Here is a 20,249-nt window from a genome sequence, read left to right on the forward strand (position 1 = left end):
ACGCTGATTCCGCGGGCGGAATACGCAGATCTTTTATGATTTATTATGATTGGCTGACGCCGGCAACAGTAACTGCGTTAATCATATAGATCATAAGAAATCCGCGTTCTTTCTACCGGTCGAAGCGCAGCCTTTGCCCCCAATGAGATTCATCCCACACCCCGTTTGCATAAACGGGATGCCCGTTTACAAAAGTGTGGGTGATCCGGGCGGGGAACGTAAACCCTTCGAGCGGGCTCCAGCCACATTTGTAGAGGATGTTTTCCTTGCTGACCGTGGTGCTTTCGTTGAGGTCCACGATCACGAGGTCGGCCCAATAGCCTTCGCGGATATAGCCGCGCCCGCGGATGCCGAAGCAGTCGGCCACGGCATGACTCATCTTCTGCGCGATCTTCTCCAGCGAGATGCGTCCTTCCCTGTAATAATGCAGCATCAGCAGCAGCGGGTGTTGCACCAGCGGCAGGCCCGCATGGGCATGCTCGTAGTCGCCCGCCTTCTCGGCGCGCAGGTGCGGCGCATGGTCGGTCGCGATCACGTCAAGGCGATCGTCGAGCAGCGCCTGCCACAGGGCCTCGCGGTTGTGCGGCGCCTTGATGGCCGGGTTGCACTTGATATCGTAGCCGTGCTTCGCATAATCGTCGGAAGTAAAATGCAAATGGTGCACGCACACTTCGGCGGTGATGCGCTTGTCGCGCAGCGGCACCATATTGGTGAACAGCTGCAGCTCGCGCTCGGTGGTAATGTGCAGGATGTGCAGGCGCGCATCATGCTTCATCGCCAGCTGCACGGCTTTGAGCGACGACTCGAAGCAGGCCGCCTCGTCGCGCACCAGCGGGTGGTCGGCCGGGGTGAGCGTACCTTTCTCCGCCTTCAGCCGCGCATAGTTGGCGCGGATGATGCTTTCCTCTTCGCAGTGCGTGGCAATAAGCAGCTCGCTGCCGGCGAAAATATTGCCGATCGTGAGGTAATTATCCACCAGCAGGTTGCCGGTGGAAGCGCCCATGAAGATCTTGACCCCGCAAACCGCGTCTTTCTTTTCATTGGTGCGGAGCACCTCCTCGAGGTTGTCGTTGGACGTGCCCATGAAGAACGAGTAATTCGCCAGGGCGCTGCGCGCGGCGATGGCGTACTTGTCTTCCAGCAATTCCTGGGTGAACACCGGCGGTTGCGTATTGGGCATCTCCATGAACGAGGTAACGCCGCCGGCCACGGCCGCTTTGGCTTCTGTATAAATCGTAGCCTTATGCGTAAGCCCCGGCTCGCGGAAGTGCACCTGGTCGTCGATGGCGCCGGGCAGGAGGTATTTGCCGCTCCCATCGATCTCCGTCACCGCGGTGTTGCCCATATCGATGCGCCCGCCGATACGCTCGATGCGGCCATCGCCGATCAGCACATCGCATGTGTCGATGCGCCCTTCGTTGACAACCTGTATATCCCTGATCAGGTAGTATTTTTGTTGCATTGTTGTTATTTAACCCGAATTGATGCAATATAAACAAAGACGGGGGCTGGCACTCGGTGCGGCCCTCCTGCTGGCACCGGTGCTGGCCTCATCACAGACCACCTACCTGCCGCAGGGCGCGCCCGAGCAGATCCTCATCGAACGGCTTGAAGTGAAGGCCCAGCGCGACTCCGTACTTAATTACTCGACGGTCCGCCCGCTTTCCCGCAAGGAGTTCATCCCCGCCCTGCTGCGCCAGGACAGCACGCAATTGAGCCGGGTGGATCGCTACAACCTTTACCTGGCGAAGATCAACAACCTGGAATGGGTACCCGAAGACTGGACGAACTACGCCAGCCGGAAGCCCGTCCTGAAAAACTTCTACCGCACGCCGGCCACCCTGTTCGAAGTACACGAGCCCAATTTCTTCCTTGCCGTCAACCCCGTGCTGCAATACACGGTGTCGAAGGAGCAGGACAATGAACAGCATCTTTTCCTGAATACGCGCGGTGCCACGCTCCGCGGCAGAATTGCCGACAAGATCGGTTTCTATGCCATCGTTACCGACAACCAGGAGCGCGAACCGGGCTATGTGCAGCAGTTTATCGCCGAAAGGCGCGCGGTACCTGGGGCCGGCTTCTACAAAGACTTCAAGGCGGCCGGCGGCGTCGACTACTTCGATGCCCGCGGCTATGTGACCTTCAACGCGGCAAAGTTCATCGACATCTCCTTCGGCTTCGACCGCAACTTCATCGGTGCGGGCTACCGGAGCCTCTTCCTGAGCGATTTCTCCGCTCCTACAACTTTTCTCCGCCTCAACACGCGCATCTGGAAGTTTCACTACCAGAACCTCTTCATGGAGCTTAATTCGGCCAACCGCCTCAATGCCGACAAGCTGCAGCCGAAGAAATATGCCGTGATGCACCACCTCGACCTCGGTGTTACGAAGTGGCTTAACGTCGGTCTCTTCGAAGGCGTGATCTTCGGGCGCACCAACCATTTCGAATTCGGCTACCTCAACCCCGTTATATTTTACCGCTCGCTGGAGCAGCAGAACGGTTCTTTCGACAATTCCGTTGCCGGCATCGACTTCAAAGCCAACGCAGCGAAGCACTTCCAGTTCTACGGCCAGCTGCTGCTCGACGAGTTCAAGCTGTCGGAGATCAAAAGCAACCGCGGCTGGTGGGCCAACAAATTCGGTTACCAGCTCGGTGCCAAATACATCGATGCCTTCAACGTACGCAACCTCGACCTGCAGCTGGAAGTAAACCGCGTGCGGCCCTTCACCTACTCGCACAACGACTCGGTGGCCAACTACACGCACTACAACCAGCCGCTGGCACACCCGCTTGGCGCCAACTTCCAGGAAGTGATCGGCACCGTGCGCTACCAGCCCGCGCCGAAATGGCTCCTGCTGGCCAAGGCCATGTATTATTACCAGGGGCGTGACACGGGTCTTGTTTCATTCGGCGGCAATATCTTCCTCCCCAACCAGGTTCCCGACCCGGCCGACCCGGTGCGCAACAGCATTCCCCACCGCACTGCTGACTACGGCTACTACGTCGGCTCCGGCCTGCGCAACAAGGTGGCGATGGCCAGCCTGCTCGTCTCCTACCAGCTGCGCCCGAACTTGTTCTTTGAGCTCAACGGCGCCTACCGCCGCCAGAGCGTGAACGTAGCCGGGGTTAGCGACGCCAGCACCTTCATCTTTACCGGGGGCGTTCGCTGGAATATTCACCGGAGGGATTTCGACTTCTAATCCATTTCTGATTTTTTTCCTTTCATGAGCCCCGGCCCTGGCGCCGGGGCTTTTTCATGCCGCCATCCAGCCCGGGAACGACGCACCCGACACATTATTTATTTCATTCATTGGCGAAGTGAAAAGTTTCTATTTACTTTGCAATACAAAGTGCTTTCTAAACAGACAAACGGAAGCCGAAAACAACCGCCATGAGTACCGTTCTCTCCCTTTCGCAGATCAGCAAGTCGTATGGCAAGGTCCAGGCGCTCAGGGACGTATCCTTCTCGGTGCCCGAGGGCAGCGTCTTCGGCATTCTCGGGCCGAACGGCAGCGGCAAGACCACCCTGCTCAGCATCGTGCTCGACGTGCTCAAAGCCGATCGGGGCGACTATAGCTGGCTGGGGCAGCCGGGCTCGCCGGCACAGCGCAAAAAGATCGGCTCGCTGCTGGAGACGCCGAACTTTTACCATTATCTCTCCGCGGTAGACAACCTCCGCGTGACGCAAAGCATCAGCGGCCGCGGCACCCCCGAAGACATCGACCGCGTGCTCCGGAAGGTGAACCTCTTTGAGCGCCGCAAGAGCCGCTTCAAGAGCTACAGCCTGGGCATGAAGCAGCGCCTGGCCATCGCGGCCTCGCTCCTCGGCGACCCGAAGGTGCTGGTACTCGACGAGCCCACCAACGGCCTCGACCCGGTGGGCATCGCCGAGATCCGCGAACTTATCACCGAGCTCCGCAACTCCGGGCATACCATCATCATGGCCAGCCACCTGCTGGATGAAGTGGAAAAGGTATGCACGCACGTGGCCATCCTGAAGACAGGCGAGCTGCTCACCACCGGCGACGTCAACGAGGTGATGCAGGACGAAGACATCGTGGAAGCGGGCGCCGCCGACCTCGCCGCGCTCGCCCGCGCGCTGGCGCCCTTCAGCAACGCCGTGCACGTCGACCCGGTTTCCAACACCGCTTCTTTCGCGCTCCCCAAAGGCAGCGCGCACCTCGAAGAGATCAACCGCCACTGCTTTGAACAAGGCCTCGTGCTCCGTCATCTCCTGCTGAAAAAGAAACGCCTCGAAACCCGCTTCTTCGAGCTTACCAACAATTAGATCGCCGATTACAACGACAAGAAATGATATCGATACTTAGAACCGAATGGCTCAAAATGAAGGGTTACCCGGCCTTCTGGGCAATGCTGGCCATCGTGGCGACTTCCTACCCGGGCATGAACTATTTCTTTTATTCCTCCGGGTACAAGGACCAGCTGACGGATAAAAAAATGGGGCCCATCCTGATGATGCTGCCCAACCCCTTCACCTTCCCGGACGCATGGCAAACGGTAGCGTACATCTCCTCCCTGTTCATCTTTCTGCCCGCCCTGATGGTGATCATGTTCATCACCAACGAGTACACCTATAAAACCCATCGGCAAAACATCATCGACGGCTGGGGACGTAAGGATTTCATGTTGGGCAAGCTGATCGATGTGCTCCTGGTCAGCACAATCGTTACCCTTTTGTATGCCGCAACTGCATTCGCGATCGGCAGCATCAACACGCCCGGCGTTAACCCCTGGGAAGGAAGCCGCTACATCGGCCTGTTCTTCCTGCAGGTATTTGCGCAGCTGTCGCTGGCGCTGCTCGTAGCGCTCGTGGTACGCAAGGCCTTCATCGCGCTGGGCGTTTTCATGTTTTACTATTTCCCGCTCGAGCCGGCCATCGTAGGCATCAGCCGGGAAAAATGGGGCGTAAAACTCGAATTCATGCCGCTGGAAGTTTCCGACCGCCTCATCCCCTACCCGCGCTGGTTTACCCGCGACGAAGCCCACTGGAAGGAGATCGTGGCACAGAGCAACAGCCACATTGGCTATACGCTGATCTTCCTGCTGATCGTATGGACACTTTGCTTTTGGATCATCAAGAAACGCGACCTCTGATGTTACTGGTAAAAAAACTCCTCCTCGCTTTCGCCCTGCTCCTGTGCATCGGGGCCTCTGCCCAGAACCACGCCACCACCATCAAGGTGCAGGCAATGGATATGGGCAGGAACTTCATGAAAAATGACTTCAATGGTTTTGTGAAATACATGCACCCCAACATCATCGGGTTCGCCGGTGGCCAGGAGAAGATGAAAACCCGGATGGATTCCGCCTACACCATGATGCAGCGTTTCGGCGTCAGCTTTAAGAAGTACCTGATCGGTACACCGTCCGCGATCGTATCGTACAAGAACCAGCTGCAATCGGTGCTCCCCGTCAGCACGGTAATGAAAACGCCGATGGGCGACCTGTCGGTGGAAACGGCGATGATCGTGATCTCGAATGACGGTGGTAAAAGCTGGTGGTTTATCGACACCAACGTGTACCGCGCCGACAAACTGAAAAGCATCCTGCCCGACCTGAGCCCGGATATCGTGTTGCCGGCGCGGTCGAAGCCGAAGCTGGTGCAGCCGGCGAATGCGAATTAAGTAATTCTGCCGCCCTAAATGGTCGCGTAGGAAAGTGCTAAGAGGCTGTCGAAATTTAATCTGTCGAAGCCGTGTTTGTAGCGTACGCCCCGGAGGGGCGGCGGTTTTATAGCCCCAGGCGCAAGCCTGGGGTAAACGGATGAAGAATGAAAATCGCACCCCAGCGGGGTGCCGCAACGGAGAAGGGGCGATGACCGGCAATTGGACTGGTTGAAAAAAAATGCAGGACAGTAAGCAAGCTCAAATCCCCTGTCGGCCGCCGTCCCGCTACTCGGCGAATCGTTGCGAACACCGCCCACTCACGCACTAATCCTACTTTCCCTTGAACAACTTTTGCACACGTTAAAAAATTCGTGAGTACGCGTTTGAACGACTACTTCCTGTTCGCTTTACAGAGACCGTTTCGCCGAGGTATCTATTGGGCACCTCTTTGCCGGTTCCGATATCGACAATCTTTCGCAAAAAAACATCTTGTAATGCGAAGTCCGTGAAAATCGGAGAATAATACACACAGTCCTCGAAATAGTAGTGATTCACCTGGCTATGTCGCGTACTCCCCGGCCGGGTAATAGGCTCTCCGCCGTGTAGCAAGTTCGCAGCCCAAATCAACGCCTGCCCCTTTTTGATAAGCGCCAACTCTTTCTTGAGCCCTTTGTTAACCGCCACCTTCGCTATGAATTCTTCATAGTGGTCTGCGTAGTCCATATAACGGTTGGAAGCCTCCAGACTACGCGTAGCTTTTATTCCAACATCCGTCATATTATAGAAGGGAAGCTTATGGGAACCCGGGTAATAATGCAAGGGCCCATTGTCAAGAGTTACGTCCTCTAAAGCAACCCAAACTCCACACATAAATCGCTCCGGGATTGAAGAAAAGTGCATCATATCCGAGTGCGTCCTTTGTTGCGTACCGACATCAAAATTCAGTGTTTGAAAAGGAATAGGTCGCCGGCGGTACAGCAATTCCAAACGCCCGAGAATAAAAGGGTCTGCAGCGATAGCTTTTACGTCGTCATTGTATTTCCAGGCATCTTGAAGTCTATGCTGAGCAATAGCTTCACCTTTTATAAGTCCTTCTTCATATTTAGGTGCCAAGGCTGTTATTATGCGATCGAACACTTTCGTGTCAATTCCCGTATCGAACGCGACATACCCTTGGTCTGCAAAAGTTTGGACGAACTGTTTGTCTGAGGCCGCCAGGTCTGCTTCAGCTAGTTCAGAATCGAAGAACGGAGATTCGATCCATGGCATATTATAAGGGGGGGGGGGTCGACATGTATGTTGGCTTTCAAACAAATATAGGGAAACCGCCTAAGGTTAAGCTGTCAGGACGATACACATTGATGGGAAAGGTTGGTATGTTTTCGGATGGCGGTCAACACTTGCACTTACGCTAAGGAGACGCTATGGCACTACGTGCAATGCCTACCTCAAATATACCAACCCGCCCAAAACCTATTGCGCGTCGTGCAAACCCGGGCACGGACCCCGGAACATCCAGCAAGCCAAATCAAACCCGTACAGCCCTCCCGGAATTCCCGGCAACCCCTTCACCCGCCCGTGAACCCTTCCCGGGATTTCCGGCACACCTTCACGCTCCCGAAAAATGCTCCCGGTATTTCCGGCGGCTCTTCACGCCGGCGTGAAATGCTCCCGGAAATTCCGGCTAACCTTCACGCATTGAAATTCAGCCGTTTATAAAGCAGGATAGCCCCATACCCAGAATTAGGTAGGTTCCCGCCGAAACGCCAAAGAAGAAATTTTCTTCAAAAAACGCTTCGCCGTCTCCGGAATGCTTTCTACCTTCTGATCCCAAAACCCACTGTTATGCTCACTTCAATTACAAAGCTCCAGTACCAGCACCTGCAGAACGCGGAAGCGGTACACTTCTCCAAAATGATTATCGAACGCGTTGTTTCCGCCAATCCATTACCGGCACCGGTGCAAACGAAACGCGATGCATTCGCCTCCGTTACCGGGCGCATGGACCTCCTCATCCAGCAGGCACGACACTCACGTTTTACCGACGCTTTGCAGTCCGAAGATGCCGTTCGCGATGAGCGCACACAATCCTTCTACTTGCTTTGCGAAGGATTTTCGAAATGTGAAGACGACCGGCGCCGCACCGCCGGCAGGCTCCTGCTCGATGCGCTTCGTCCCTATGGCACCGCCTCCGACCTGCGTGATGCCGATTACGACAAGCAAACCCAATTGCTCAATGGCCTCGTGCGCGACCTGCAGGGCCGCCCCGACCTGCACGCCGCACTCGTTACCTGCGGCCTCGAGTCACTCGTGGAAGCCCTCAAATTCTCGAACGAAGCATTTGCAAACCTCCAGCGCCAAAGCATCGACGAAGACGTCAACAAGCCCGAAGCTTTTGAAATGGTCACGCTCCGCCGCGAGGCCCGCAAAGCCTACCGCGAGCTCATCGAGCAGATCCAGAGCGCTTACAACTTTACCGGCGGCTCCGAGCCCTGGCTCGGCATGGTGGCCGCCATCAACCAGATCGTTGAAGACTATAAACTCAAACTCGCCCAGCGCGCCGGCCGCAACGCCGCCAAAGCCGAAGAAAAGTCAACCGAAGCCTGATACGTCACAGAAGATAAAACAAAGAGCCGCCCTACGGGCGGCTCTTTTTCACGAAGGAGGTAAGAGCAAATGATCACAGAACAAATGAATACATGATTACATGAGGTAGGACTACATCATGTATTCATTTGCTCATGTATTCTGTGATCATGTAATCTACTATCGGGGCCGCTGGCGTCCCGATGCGCGGCATCAGGATCTGAAAGGCAGCAAGGCAAAAGGACAATCAGAAATGACTTCCGGCACATGCTCCTTCCACTGCTGCCCCCGCGATGACAAGCATTTTGTCAGGCTGAGCGAAGTCTATTTCTTCCACGACCACAACACAAAGTCCAGCCCCGGCACCTGCGTGCATCCTACCTGCCGCAGCATCGTCACCAATTGTCCGCGGTGGTAGGTGCCGTGGTTGAAGATGTGGTGCAACACTTCCCAGGTGGGCGATTTGTGTTGCACGCCTTTGCCGTCGCGGTAGATGAATTCGTGGGTGAAGAGGTGTTGCGGCGCGCGCTGCACGTAGTCGAGCCATTGCGCGTCGAGGCGGCGCAGCAGCGCGGCCAGCGCGGTGAAGTCGCCGGCGAAGTTGTCGGAGGGCCGCACGATCTTTTCCTGCAGCTGGATCCTTTGCCACCAGATGCCGGCCGCGTCGCAGAGGTGCAGCACCGTGCGGCGGATGGTGGGGAAGCTGCTCACCAGCTCCTGCTCCTGCTGTTCGGGCGTCAGCGTAGCGATCGTTTGCAGCAGTTGCTCGTCGGCCCAGGCGTTGTAGGCAGCGTAGGAAAGCAGGAGTTCCTTCATAGTGAAATGGTTCTACTTTTGGAACACTAATTAACAAACATTGCTTGTCATGAGCGGCAAAAAAAATACACACTCCGGCTTCGGCACCACGGCCGTACACGCCGGCCATCGCCCCGACCCGCGCCACGCCCACCTGGTGCCCATCTACGCCACCAGCACCTATGTATACGATGACGCCGAGCAGGGCATGCGGCGCTTCAGCGGCACCGAGGAAGGCTATATCTACGGCCGCTGGGGATCGCCCACGAGCAACGAAGCCGAAGACAAGATCGCGGCCCTCGAAAGCTTCGGGCTGCCTTTCGAAGTAAAAGGAATCCTGCATGCCTCGGGCATGGCCGCGCTGGCATCGCTCTTCATGGGCACGCTCAAAAAGGGCGACAAGGTGCTCACCCACTTCTCGCTTTACGGCGGCACCGACGAATTGCTGGGCAACCTGCTCCCGGGCTTCGGCGTGGAGTATATCGTGGCCGACCTGCGCGACGATGCTAAGATCGACGCGCTCATCGCCTCCGATCCCGCCATCAAAATGCTGTACCTCGAAACGCCCGCCAACCCCACGCTCCAGTGCGTGGACCTCGAAGTGCTGATCGGGGCTGCGAAGAAAGCCGGCCTGCTCGTGGCCTGCGATAACACTTTCGCTACACCTTACCTGCAACAGCCCTTTAAATGGGGCGCCGACTTCGTGATGCACTCCACCACCAAGTTTCTCAACGGCCACGGCACCGCCATCGGCGGCATCCTGCTGGGCCGCGACATGGAGTTCATGAGCAAGGGCATGACGAAGGCCCACCGCCTCCTGGGTGGCAGCGCATCGCCTTTCGATGCATTCCTGCTCCTCACGGGCGTGAAGACGCTCGAGCTGCGCATGGAGCGTCACTGCAGCAACGCGATGGACGTGGCGCGCTTCCTCGACGCACAGGGCGCGGTGGCGCGTGTCAACTACCCGGGCCTTCCCTCCCACCCCGATCATGCCGTGGCCATGAAGCAGATGAAGCACCCCGGCGCCATGCTTTCCTTTGAGCTGAAGGGCGGCCTGCAGGCCGGTATCGACTTCATGAACAAGCTGCAGCTGTGCACCCGCACCGTGTCGCTCGGCACCTGCGATACGCTCCTCTGCCATCCCGCGTCGATGACGCACCACGGCGTAGCCAAAGTACAACGCGAGCAGTACGGTATAACCGACGGCCTCATCCGCATGAGCGTGGGGATCGAGAATATCGAGGACATCCTGGAAGACCTGAAGCAGGCGCTCGGATAAGAGAAAGAACGCTGATCCCGCTGAAGCGGGATCAGCAGATTGATTATGATTTGAGCGGATGGTGGTACCGATATCTGCGCACATCCTGACAGATCATAAAAAATCCGCGTTCTTTCTCTCCCTGCGGGCACCCTAATTTTGCCGCATCATGAACATCTCCCTCCGTCGCGCCGTACGCTCCGATTGTCACCGCCTCCTCGAACTCGTGAACGAACTGGCGCTTTATGAAAAAGCACCCGAAGAAGTAACGGTATCGCTGGAACATTTCACAGAAAGCGGCTTCGGCGAAAACCCCGTGTGGTGGGCCTTCGTAGCCGAAGTGGATGGTGTGGTGCAGGGCTTCGCACTTTACTACATACGCTTCAGCACCTGGAAGGGGCAGCGTATGTACCTCGAAGACTTTTACGTAACCGAAGCGATGCGTTGCCACGGCATCGGCAAGCTCCTCTTCGACCGCCTCATTGAAGAAGCGCGCGACAACGAGTTCAGCGGCATCGTGTGGCAGGTGCTCAAATGGAACGAGCCCGCCATCAGCTTTTACAAAAAATACAACGCAGCCTTCGACGGAGAGTGGTTCAACTGCTCGATCCCGGCGGGGGCGTGAATCGTCAGTCGTGAATAAGAAAAGCCTCCGCATTGCGGAGGCTTTTCATTGTGTGTGTGTGGGTCTGGCGGTCCATTGCCATCGAACCGCTCACGGTTGACGGCTCACGGCTCACGCTTATTGCTTAACAAAACGCGTTTGTCCCACCACAACGCCTTCGGCATCTACAAGCTGCACGTAGTAAACACCACGGGCAAGGGTTTGAATGCCCAGCGAGGCGTTCGGCTTCAGCATCGAATGCTGCGCCACCGGGCGGCCGCTGGCGTCGATCAGGCGCAGCTGTCCGCGACCGGTGAGACCGCTTGCGTTGATGTTGAGCGTGGTAGTGGCGGGGTTGGGATAAGCCTGCAGCTTCACGGCACCCTGCACCAGCGACGGGTCCATCTGGCGCGTGGCGGTGCCGAGGGCAACCTTCAGCGTGTAGCAGGTGGCACTGTTGGCGCCGTTGTAGCCATATACCTGCGCGTAGTAGGTGCCGGCTGCGGCGGTGTAGCTGATCGTTTCGCCGGTGGTGCCGCCGTTCTGAGAAATGCCCACCTGGGTGCCCGCGCTGTTGAACAGCTTCAGGTCATAGTCGCCGGGAAGCGTGCCCAGCGTAATGGTGATGGTGCCGCCGGTGGTGATCACGAACTTGTAGTAGTCCACGTCCGTAGTACTACTGATCGTTCCCTTGATGTCGGTGTTGAAGGGGATCTGCGCGGCGCCGGTGGTGGTGCCGTTGGTGCTGTTGTCGTAGGTGCCGGGGCAGGTGGGTACGGCAACTGCGGTGGCGCCGATGTTGAGGCTGTAGCAGGTGGCGCTGTTGGCACCGTTATAGCCGAACACTTTCACATAGTACGTACCCGCCGCGGAGCTGGCCGTGGTGATCGACTCGCTTGTGGTGCCGCCGTTCTCGGAGATGGCGAGCTGGGTGCCGGCCGAGTTGTAGAGCACGAGGTCGTAGTCTCCGGCAAGACCGGTAAGCGAGATGTTGAAATTCGACGTAGCCGAGAGCGTCACCTTGAACCAATCCTGGTCGGTGGTAGTGGTGATCGCCGCCGACAGCGCGGTGTTGGTGGCAACGGCTGCCGCCGCGGCCAGGCTTTCGTTGGGCTCATAGTTGGTGCCGCAGCCCGGGCTGGCGGCCGTGGTGGTGAAGGAGCCGCTCGCAAAGGCGCTGCTGGAGGCGCTGCAATTGGTGCTCACCTGCCAGTTGTAGGCCGTGGAAGCGGTGAGGCCGCTGATGGTGACCGAAGTACCCGTGGCGGCGCTGGCGGCGGTGGTCCAGGTAGAAGCGGCCGTCGTCTTATACTGCACGGTGTACGATGAGGCACCGCTTACGGCCGACCAGCTCACGGTGGCGCTGCTGGAGGTAACCGACGATGCCGACAGGCCGGTGGGTACACCGCAGGTAGTGGTGGACGGGGCCTGGCAGCCCAGCGAAGAAGCGAGCGAAGCGCGGGCGCCGCCGGCTTGCAGCACACCGTACATGCGGCTCTTCTGGCCGGCGGTGAACATATACATACAGGCGTCGTCCACATAGTCCATATAGTTCATGTACATAACGCCGTTGCCGCCCGTGCAGGCATCCACTTTCGGGAAGGTGGGGCAACCGTAGTTTTCGGCACCCTGCAGCGGGGTATCGCTGATAAGATCGTCCTGGGCGCAGGCAGCCTCATCGCCCCAGATGTGGCGCAGGTTGAGCCAGTGACCCACTTCGTGTGTAGCGGTGCGGCCTTTGTTGAAGGGCGCGGCCGCGGTGCCGGTAGTGCCGAAATAATTGTAGCCGATCACAACGCCATCAGTGGCCGCGGCGCCGCCCGGGAACTGGGCGTAGCCGAGGATGCCGCCCTGGCCGCCCGAAGTGATGGCCGGCACGACCCACAGGTTCAGGTAGCTATTGCGATCCCATGCATTGTCGCCGCCCGTGGTGCTCGACTTGGCATCATCGGTATCGGCGCTGAATGAGGTCTTGGTGGTCTGCTTGCGGATGATACCCGTAGTTGCGTTGCCCGAAGGATCGCGCTGCGCCATGCAGAAAGAAATTTTACAATCCGCAACAAAGCTTTTGAATGCTGCGGGTACGAGCCCGGTGTCGGAATTATTAAGCTGGTAGTCGCGGTTCAGCACATCGATCTGCGTCTGGATCTGTGCGTCGGAAATATTTTGGGTGCTGGTATTCCAGAGTACGTGCACCACTACAGGTATGTTATATACCGGTGTGCCGCGCTGGGTGCCGTTAGGGCCTGCCACGTAAGGATGCGCCTGGGTAAAGCGCTCGATGGCCGCCTGGTTGGGTGCCATCTGCGGATCGCGTGCCAGCTGCTGCTGGTAGTGTTCGAAGGAAGCACACTTGCGCTGCGCCGACGCAAAGAGGGATGTGGCCATAAGCCCCAATACAAGTAATCGTTTTCTCATGTGTGTTAAGGATTTAGCTTATTAAATTAAGCAGCTCGCTGCACAAAAAAACGTTTATCGTAGATATACGCTGAAATAGAGTAAAAACGCGTTCGCTTCTATCAGTAACGGTCTGGCATCCAAAGTGCACGAAAAAGGGCCGGATCTGCATCCGGCCCTTTCGGGAAAATGAGGTCGGGTATTTCGTGGTACCCGAAGTAAAAACAGGCTTAGTTAACGCTGTTCTTCACCGAGCTGAATACGGCAACAACCAGGATGATCGACAGTACAACGGCAGCGCCGAGACCGATCCAGGACCACTTGATGCGGTTGCGCTTGCCTTCGTCGCTGAAAGCAACATAGGCGATCAGTACACCGATCAGACCGAGGAAGAAGCCGAGTGCGAAACCGCCGAAGCTGAAGCCTTCACCTTCGGTAGCCTTTGCCAGCTTGCCCTTCAGGGTTCCGTCGGCATTGATGCTCTTGCTAAGCTTCTTCTGGGCCTTGCGGAAACCCATCTTGTCGATGCCGCTCATCTTGCGGCCCGACATTGCTTCGTAGTCGGCGATGGAGATCGTGGAGAGATCCATCAGCGAGATCGACTTTCCGGTGTTACCTACCGGGATCATGATGGTCTTGGCATTCTTCGGGATGCTCACCGGAGATACCGAAGCGAAAGACGTTGCCATTACAAGCAGTGCTGCGAAAAGAAAGAACAATTTTCTCATTGTTGTTTTAGTTTAGGTTGTTAAAATAGAGAAAAAATCACAACCCGAAAAAAATGATATAAAATTTCTTCCGGGTTTTTTCGTTAATGCGCACCCGAAACAGAGCAGGCTTCCGGCAATCGCACATAAAAAAAGACCGGGAACCGGTCTTCGCTCAAAAAAATAGGTTTCGATCATTTAACTCACCGACTCGGCCACCGCTTCTTTGTGGATCTTGCCGATAAGTCCCTGCAGCACTTTGCCCGGACCGCATTCAGTAAAGCGCGAAGCTCCATCGGCGACCATAGCCTGCACGCACTGGGTCCACCGCACGGGGCCGGTAAGCTGGTCGATCAGGTTTTGCTTGATCTCGTCTTTGTCGATCACACCTTTGGCCACTACGTTCTGGTACACGGGGCAGGAGGGCGAGTTGAAATAAGCGGCCTCGATGGCCTGCCGCAGCTCGGCGCGTGCGGGCTCCATCAGCGGCGAGTGAAAGGCGCCGCCCACCGGCAGCACCAGGGCGCGCTTGGCGCCGGCCGCCTTGAGGCGCTCGCAGGCAACTTCAATTCCTTTCATCGAGCCGGAGATCACGAGCTGCCCGGGACAATTGTAGTTGGCGGGCACCACCACCTCGCCGGTCTCCTGCTGCACCTCGGCGCAGATGGCTTCCACCTTCGCATCGTCGAGGCCCAGCACCGCCGCCATCGTAGAAGGCGTCTGCTCGCAGGCTTTCTGCATCGCCTGCGCCCGCAGGCTCACCAGGCGCAGCCCGTCTTCAAAGGAAAGCGTGCCGTTGGCCACCAGCGCCGAGAACTCACCCAGCGAGTGACCCGCCACCATTTCGGGGCGTGCGCCCTCGATGCTGCGGAAAGCGATCACCGAGTGCAGGAAGATGGCAGGCTGCGTGATCTTCGTTTGCTTCAGGTCTTCCTCACTGCCCGTGAACATGACATCCGAAATACGAAAGCCGAGGAGCTCGTTGGCCTGCTCAAACAGTTTCTTGGCAAAAGCGTTGTTATCGTAATGCGCTTTGCCCATACCCGGAAACTGGGCGCCCTGGCCGGGAAAAACAAATGCGTGCTTCATGTAGAGTGTTTATTGGTCTAATGGTCTATTAGTCTATTGGTAAGGCTAACTTTTCCGCTGGCTTCTGAAATAGTCCGAACCTGCCAAAGTGGACAAAGGTAGGCTCACGGGACTTATTTCCCCTTTCGCAAATTCCTTTTTAGTTTGCTGATGTAGCCGTTTAGCTTCCCGTGAATATCCCTGAGCTCTTCCATTAAGGAATCATATTCATCGATAGTAATCAGCCGACGCCTTTTGGATTTTAGCAGCCAGTTCCGGCATTCCATCATTGAACCGCGAGCATATAGACAAAAAAGAATCTGTTGCTTGAAAAAGTACCGGCCATAACCTTCCGCGATATTTGAAGAAATGGAATCGGCGGCTTCGGTCAGTTGCGATCCGATTCTCCATTTTGGAAAGCTCTCCCACCTGTCGACGATTTCCCAAATTCGCTCACTGAATTTTTGCGCAAGTTGATACACTTCAAGATCATCCAGAAAATACATAGTTCCATTTTCCTGTGAACCTATTTTGGCTAAAAGAAAAATCCATGGGATTTTACCCATGGATTGAAGTGTTTTTCCCATGCAGAATAATGGGACGCAGAGCCGGCCGTTTACAAATAGACTAATAGACCAATAGACTCTTTACGACAGGCTCGAGCCGATCAGCTTCAGGAATTCATTCCGCGTGATATGGTTGTCGAGAAACTCACCGTCGAAGGCCGATGTGGTGGTGACCGAGTTTTGCTTCTGCACGCCGCGCATCATCATGCACAGGTGCTTTGCTTCGATTACCACCGCGACGCCGAGCGGGTTGAGGCTTTCCTTGATGGCGCCGAGTATCTGGGTGGTAAGTCGCTCCTGCACCTGCAGGCGGCGGGCATATACATCCACCACGCGGGCCAGCTTGCTGAGGCCGGTGATATAGCCGTTGGGAATATAGGCGATATGGGCCTTGCCGTAAAAAGGATGCAGGTGATGCTCGCACATGGAATAGAGCTCGATGTCTTTTACGATCACCATCTCGCTCACGTCTTCGCGGAAGCGGGCCGAGTTGAGGATGGCCACCGCGTCCTGGCTGTAGCCCTGCGTGTTGAACTGCATCGCCTTGGCGGCACGCTCGGGTGTTTTCGCGAGACCTTCGCGCGACACGTCGTCGCCGGCAAGCCCGATGATGTTGCGGTAGGCCGCCATCATGCCTTCGGTTACGTCTTCGTCGTAGTATTCTTTCTTATGATATGCCATTGCAAAAAAGTATTGTATTCAAAAAAAATAGACATCGCACATCAGCGATCGGAACATCTAATCTACCGGGTATTCCACGTAGTTGCGGGGTGTTTCGTAGAGCCGCAGCTTCAGGTCAAGGTTCTGGTCGATGTACGGACGCAGAAGCCGGTAGATAACGATGGCGATATTTTCGGCCGTTGGGTTGAGCTCCCGGAATTCCTTTGTATCGAGATTTAGATTCTTATGGTCGAAGCGCTCCACCACTTGCTGCTGCACGAGGTCGCTGAGCACCTTCATATCCATTACGAAGCCCGTACGCGGATCTACCTCGCCGGTAACGCGGATCTCGAGCTCGTAGTTGTGGCCATGAAAATGCGGCAGGCTGCACTTCCCGAATACCTTGGCGTTCACCTCGTCGCTCCAGGCACGGTTATACAGTCGGTGGGCCGCATTAAAATGCTCGCGCCGGAAAACGGAAACTTTTTCTCCCATTAAAAAAGGTTCTTGGGTTCTAGGGTCCTGGGTTGGCTGGATCTTTGGAAAGAGTGCCCGGAACAGACCACAGAACCATTAAACGTATAAATGTAGCAATCGTTGGCTGCGAAGCGAAAATTATCCTTCGTCGCCGAAATACTCCACGAAGATGCGCGGGGTTTCATAAAGCTTGATGCAGTGCAGGCGAACGTCTTCGGGGAGATGCGGCACGAGCTGGTTCCAGATGCCGATGGCCAGGTTTTCGGTAGAGCAGAACTGTCCTTCCAGGAAATCCACGTCGAGGTTCAGGTTGCGGTGGTCCACCTTTTCAATCACCTGTTCCTTGATAATGCCGCTCAGCCGCTTTACATCCATCACGAATCCCGTGTCGGGGTTCGGCCGGCCTTTTACCGTTACATAAAGCTCGTAATTATGCCCGTGCCAGTTTGAATTGGCGCATTTACCAAACACGGCTTCGTTCTGTTCTTCCGACCAGTTTGGGTTATATAACTTGTGTGCTGCATTAAAATGCTCCACACGCGTGAGAAATACCATTGCAGCTGAAAATTTCGGCAAAGATAAACCGGTAAAATGGTTAATTGGTCTATTGGTAATTGGTAATTGGTAACTCGAACGCAACCACATCGCATTACCGCTTTTTGCACATTTCCCTGTTAGCACACTAGCACATTCTCCCTGCCTTAGCTTTGCCCCATGCCCCGCATCCTGCTTTGCGCCGCCACCGAATTTGAGATCGCTCCTGTGCTGGAGTCCCTGCCCCGCTTTGAAGGGCGTGTGGATGTGCTGATCACGGGCGTGGGCATGCTGGAATCGACCTGGAACCTGGCCGCGCGGCTCATTTCCGACCGCCCGGGCTACCTCGTACAGGCCGGCATCGCAGGCGCCGTCGCCCCTGGCCAGGCGCTTGGCGAAACGGTGCTCATCCGCCGCGATACCGTGGGCGACCTGGGGGTGGAAGAAGGCGGAGGCTTCCGCAGCGTCTTCGACCTCGGCTTCGGCGACCCCGCCGCCGCCCCCTGGACCGACGGCTGGCTCGTTAACAACTCGGTGCTGCCCCTCTTCCCGGGCCTCGCCTGGTGCGACGCGGTGACGGTGAACGAGATCTCTACGGCGCCGGAGCGCATCGGGCACTACGCGGCGCTGGGCGCAAGCGCCGAGTCGATGGAAGGCGCCGCCTTTCATTATGCCGCCCTTCGCAGCGGCCTGCCTTTTGTACAACTCCGGTCGTTCTCCAATGCGGCCGGCGTGCGCGATAAGTCGCGCTGGAGCATCGGCCCCGCTATTAAACAACTGAATGTGCACCTCCTTGACGTGCTTACGAAACTCGACTCCATATGAAACTGACACTCGGCTTTTCGCCCTGCCCCAACGATACTTTTATTTTCGACGCCCTCGTTAACGGTGGTATCGACACCGGCGGCATCACCTTCGAGCCGGTGCTTGAAGATGTGCAGACCCTCAACGAATGGGCGGCCCAGGGTCGCCTCGATGTGACCAAGCTGAGCTTCCCGGCACTCTTCGGCACCAGCCAGAATTACCGCCTTCTCCAGTCGGGCGCGGCACTCGGCAAAGGCGTTGGCCCGCTGCTCATCGCCAAAAAGCTCGTTGACCTCCCCGACCTGCCGCACTGCCGGGTAGCCATCCCGGGGGTGAACACCACCGCCAACTTCCTGCTGCACCACGCTTTCCCGGATGTAACGCAGCGGGTGCCGATGCTGTTTTCGGAGATCGAGGACGCTGTGCTCAGCGGGGCCGTCGACCTCGGCGTGATCATTCATGAGAACCGATTTACCTACCACCAGCGCGGGCTGCTGAAGGTTGCCGACCTCGGCGATATCTGGGAGCAGCACAATGGGGCGGCCATCCCGCTGGGGTGCATCGCCATCAAGCGCGAACTTGGCGAGGAAACGGCGCAAAAGGTAGACGCCCTCATCCGGGCTTCGCTGATTCATTCCTTTGATACGTACCCGGCCATCAGCGATTACGTCAAGCAGCACGCGCAGGCCATGGACGAAGCGGTGATGCGCCAGCACATCGAGCTCTACGTCAACAACTACACTATGGAACTGGGAGAGGAAGGTCGCCGCGCCGTTGACACCTTCGCCCGTATTTATACGGAGAAGCTCGGCGAGCCGCAGACCCGCTTATGGGAATAACGGCTGCCGGCTCGCATTAAGCGCCCGCTTGTAGGCTGCAATGCAACGGTCGGTGGCAAATTTGTGCTCCACCACCGGCTCTGCATATGCATCGGTTCCATACTCCGGCACCCAGCGACGGATATATTCGCCCTGCGGATCAAAGCGCTGCGCCTGCAGTACGGGGTTGAAGACGCGGAAGTAGGGCGCCGCGTCGCAGCCGCAGCCCGCCACCCACTGCCAGTTGCCGTTGTTGGCCGCGAGGTCAAAGTCCATGAGCTTCTTTGCAAACCAGGCCTCTCCTATTCGCCAGTCGATGAGCAGGTGCTTCACCAGGAAAGACGCTGCCACCATCCGCACGCGGTTGTGCATGAAGCCCGTGGCGGCAAGCTCGCGCATGCCGGCGTCTACCAGCGGGTAGCCGGTTTGCCCGGCACACCACTTTTCAAATTCTCCGGGTGCGTCGCGCCAGCGGATATCGTCGTAGGCCGGCTTGAACGCCTGCTGCGTTTTCGGAAAATGCCAGAGGATCTGCATAAAGAACTCGCGCCAGCAAAGCTCCTTCAGGAAGGTCTCGTTGAGCCGGTCGGCACGCTGCGCCAGCGCGCGGATGCTGACCGTACCGAAGCGCAGGTGCACGCCCAAGCGCGTGGTACCGGCAAGCGCCGGCAGGTCGCGGGTTTGGTGGTAATCTGACAAGAGCCGGTCGGCAGGCCACGGCACTTTGAAAGTTTTCTTTGCCGCATTTCCGAATCCTAATGCTTTCAGCGTAGGAACCGGCAGCGGATGCGTCTTGTAGAAATACGGAAAACATTGCTCCGATGCGGCAGTTTCCAGGTGTTCGGGCCGCAGCAGGCTCCGCCATTTTTTCCAATAAGGAGTATACACGAGGTAGGGCTTCCCGTCCTCCTTCACCACTTCACCTTTTTCAAAAAGCACCTGGTCCTTAATGCTATGAAAGGCAACACCGGCGCCCGCGAGCTTTGCCGCAATGGCTGCGTCGCGTTTCCGCGCATAAGGCTCATAGTCGTTGTTGGTGAATACGGCACCAACGGAGTATTCCGCCAGCAGTTGTGTAAAAGCTGCATCAGGGCTTGCATGAAAAACGCGGAGGCTGCTACCGGCCGCTGTGAGCTCCTGCTGCATCCGCTCCAGGGCCGCGTGAATAAAGGCAACGCGGGCATCGTCGGCATCAAGCCCGCTCAGTATCAAAGGGTCGAAAATAAAAACGGGCAGTACGGGGTGGCCGGAGCGCAGCGCCGCCGCAAGCCCGCGGTTGTCGTGCAGGCGCAAGTCGCGGCGAAACCAGAAAATGGAGATCGGTGCGGGCATCAGGACTATATAACAA

Annotated in this window: 20 protein-coding genes; 9 read left to right on the forward strand and 11 right to left on the reverse strand. The window is 56.9% G+C overall.

What is annotated here, in order from left to right; translation table 11 throughout:
- Nucleotides 1-112: 112 nt before the first annotated feature.
- Nucleotides 113-1,462 (reverse strand): dihydroorotase, encoded by a 1,350-nt coding sequence (locus EPD60_RS06585; protein WP_131448063.1) that lies wholly within the window; start codon nt 1,460-1,462, stop codon nt 113-115.
- 22 nt (nt 1,463-1,484) lie between these two features.
- Between EPD60_RS06585 and EPD60_RS06590 the strand changes: the two genes are divergently transcribed.
- From EPD60_RS06590 to EPD60_RS06605, 4 genes are all read left to right on the forward strand, one after another.
- A complete protein-coding gene (locus EPD60_RS06590) occupies nt 1,485-3,200 on the forward strand; it encodes a capsule assembly Wzi family protein (protein WP_131448065.1) in 1,716 nt (571 codons plus the stop codon).
- Between the two features lie 191 nt (nt 3,201-3,391).
- A complete protein-coding gene (locus tag EPD60_RS06595; RefSeq protein WP_131448067.1) occupies nt 3,392-4,288 on the forward strand; it encodes an ABC transporter ATP-binding protein in 897 nt (298 codons plus the stop codon).
- A gap of 23 nt (nt 4,289-4,311) precedes the next feature.
- Complete coding sequence (locus tag EPD60_RS06600) at nt 4,312-5,115, forward strand: ABC transporter permease subunit (protein ID WP_131448069.1); 804 nt, start codon at nt 4,312-4,314, stop codon at nt 5,113-5,115.
- On the forward strand, nt 5,115-5,645 hold the full coding sequence (locus EPD60_RS06605; RefSeq protein ID WP_131448071.1) for a hypothetical protein: 531 nt from the start codon (nt 5,115-5,117) through the stop codon (nt 5,643-5,645). Before EPD60_RS06600 ends, EPD60_RS06605 begins: the two co-directional genes overlap by 1 nt.
- A 342-nt stretch (nt 5,646-5,987) precedes the next feature.
- On the opposite strand, the gene EPD60_RS06610 is transcribed toward EPD60_RS06605, so the two are convergent.
- Entirely contained in the window at nt 5,988-6,896 is a 909-nt protein-coding gene (locus tag EPD60_RS06610; protein ID WP_131448073.1) for a phytanoyl-CoA dioxygenase family protein, read from the reverse strand.
- A 576-nt stretch (nt 6,897-7,472) separates the two neighbouring features.
- Between EPD60_RS06610 and EPD60_RS06615 the strand changes: the two genes are divergently transcribed.
- Nucleotides 7,473-8,234 (forward strand): DUF6261 family protein, encoded by a 762-nt coding sequence (locus tag EPD60_RS06615; protein WP_131448075.1) that lies wholly within the window; start codon nt 7,473-7,475, stop codon nt 8,232-8,234.
- A 303-nt stretch (nt 8,235-8,537) separates the two neighbouring features.
- On the opposite strand, the gene EPD60_RS06620 is transcribed toward EPD60_RS06615, so the two are convergent.
- On the reverse strand, nt 8,538-9,029 hold the full coding sequence (locus tag EPD60_RS06620) for a DinB family protein (RefSeq protein WP_131448077.1): 492 nt from the start codon (nt 9,027-9,029) through the stop codon (nt 8,538-8,540).
- Between the two features lie 49 nt (nt 9,030-9,078).
- On the opposite strand from EPD60_RS06620, the gene EPD60_RS06625 reads away from it, so the two are divergent.
- Both EPD60_RS06625 and EPD60_RS06630 read left to right on the forward strand, forming a co-directional pair.
- On the forward strand, nt 9,079-10,287 hold the full coding sequence (locus EPD60_RS06625) for a trans-sulfuration enzyme family protein (RefSeq protein WP_131448079.1): 1,209 nt from the start codon (nt 9,079-9,081) through the stop codon (nt 10,285-10,287).
- Nucleotides 10,288-10,435: 148 nt separating this feature from the next.
- Complete coding sequence (locus EPD60_RS06630) at nt 10,436-10,891, forward strand: GNAT family N-acetyltransferase (protein ID WP_131448081.1); 456 nt, start codon at nt 10,436-10,438, stop codon at nt 10,889-10,891.
- A 117-nt stretch (nt 10,892-11,008) separates the two neighbouring features.
- Here the strand turns inward: EPD60_RS06630 and EPD60_RS17240 are convergent, their stop codons facing one another.
- The 7 genes from EPD60_RS17240 to EPD60_RS06665 form a co-directional block, all read right to left on the reverse strand.
- Nucleotides 11,009-13,288 carry a pre-peptidase C-terminal domain-containing protein gene (locus tag EPD60_RS17240; RefSeq protein ID WP_131448083.1) on the reverse strand — a complete coding sequence of 760 codons (2,280 nt, stop codon included), beginning with the start codon at nt 13,286-13,288 and terminating at the stop codon, nt 11,009-11,011.
- Nucleotides 13,289-13,497: 209 nt separating this feature from the next.
- On the reverse strand, nt 13,498-13,995 hold the full coding sequence (locus EPD60_RS06640; RefSeq protein WP_131448085.1) for a hypothetical protein: 498 nt from the start codon (nt 13,993-13,995) through the stop codon (nt 13,498-13,500).
- Nucleotides 13,996-14,172: 177 nt separating this feature from the next.
- Complete coding sequence (gene fabD, locus EPD60_RS06645; RefSeq protein ID WP_131448087.1) at nt 14,173-15,063, reverse strand: ACP S-malonyltransferase; 891 nt, start codon at nt 15,061-15,063, stop codon at nt 14,173-14,175.
- A gap of 113 nt (nt 15,064-15,176) precedes the next feature.
- A complete protein-coding gene (locus tag EPD60_RS06650; RefSeq protein ID WP_165871439.1) occupies nt 15,177-15,608 on the reverse strand; it encodes a four helix bundle protein in 432 nt (143 codons plus the stop codon).
- Nucleotides 15,609-15,689: 81 nt separating this feature from the next.
- Entirely contained in the window at nt 15,690-16,289 is a 600-nt protein-coding gene (folE, locus tag EPD60_RS06655; RefSeq protein WP_131448091.1) for a GTP cyclohydrolase I FolE, read from the reverse strand.
- A gap of 57 nt (nt 16,290-16,346) precedes the next feature.
- A complete protein-coding gene (locus tag EPD60_RS06660) occupies nt 16,347-16,763 on the reverse strand; it encodes a 6-pyruvoyl trahydropterin synthase family protein (RefSeq protein ID WP_131448093.1) in 417 nt (138 codons plus the stop codon).
- A gap of 120 nt (nt 16,764-16,883) precedes the next feature.
- A complete protein-coding gene (locus EPD60_RS06665) occupies nt 16,884-17,300 on the reverse strand; it encodes a 6-pyruvoyl trahydropterin synthase family protein (RefSeq protein WP_131448095.1) in 417 nt (138 codons plus the stop codon).
- A 159-nt stretch (nt 17,301-17,459) separates the two neighbouring features.
- Between EPD60_RS06665 and mqnB the strand changes: the two genes are divergently transcribed.
- Entirely contained in the window at nt 17,460-18,104 is a 645-nt protein-coding gene (gene mqnB / locus EPD60_RS06670) for a futalosine hydrolase (RefSeq protein WP_131448097.1), read from the forward strand.
- A complete protein-coding gene (locus tag EPD60_RS06675) occupies nt 18,101-18,922 on the forward strand; it encodes a 1,4-dihydroxy-6-naphtoate synthase (RefSeq protein WP_131448099.1) in 822 nt (273 codons plus the stop codon). The genes mqnB and EPD60_RS06675 overlap by 4 nt, the downstream gene beginning before the upstream one ends.
- Here EPD60_RS06675 and EPD60_RS06680 read toward each other — a convergent pair.
- Complete coding sequence (locus tag EPD60_RS06680; protein ID WP_131448101.1) at nt 18,911-20,233, reverse strand: cryptochrome/photolyase family protein; 1,323 nt, start codon at nt 20,231-20,233, stop codon at nt 18,911-18,913. The genes EPD60_RS06675 and EPD60_RS06680 overlap by 12 nt on opposite strands.
- Between the last annotated feature and the right edge of the window lie 16 nt (nt 20,234-20,249).

The sequence above is a fragment of the Flaviaestuariibacter flavus genome (assembly GCF_004337505.1).
Classification (GTDB): domain Bacteria; phylum Bacteroidota; class Bacteroidia; order Chitinophagales; family Chitinophagaceae; genus Flavisolibacter; species Flavisolibacter flavus.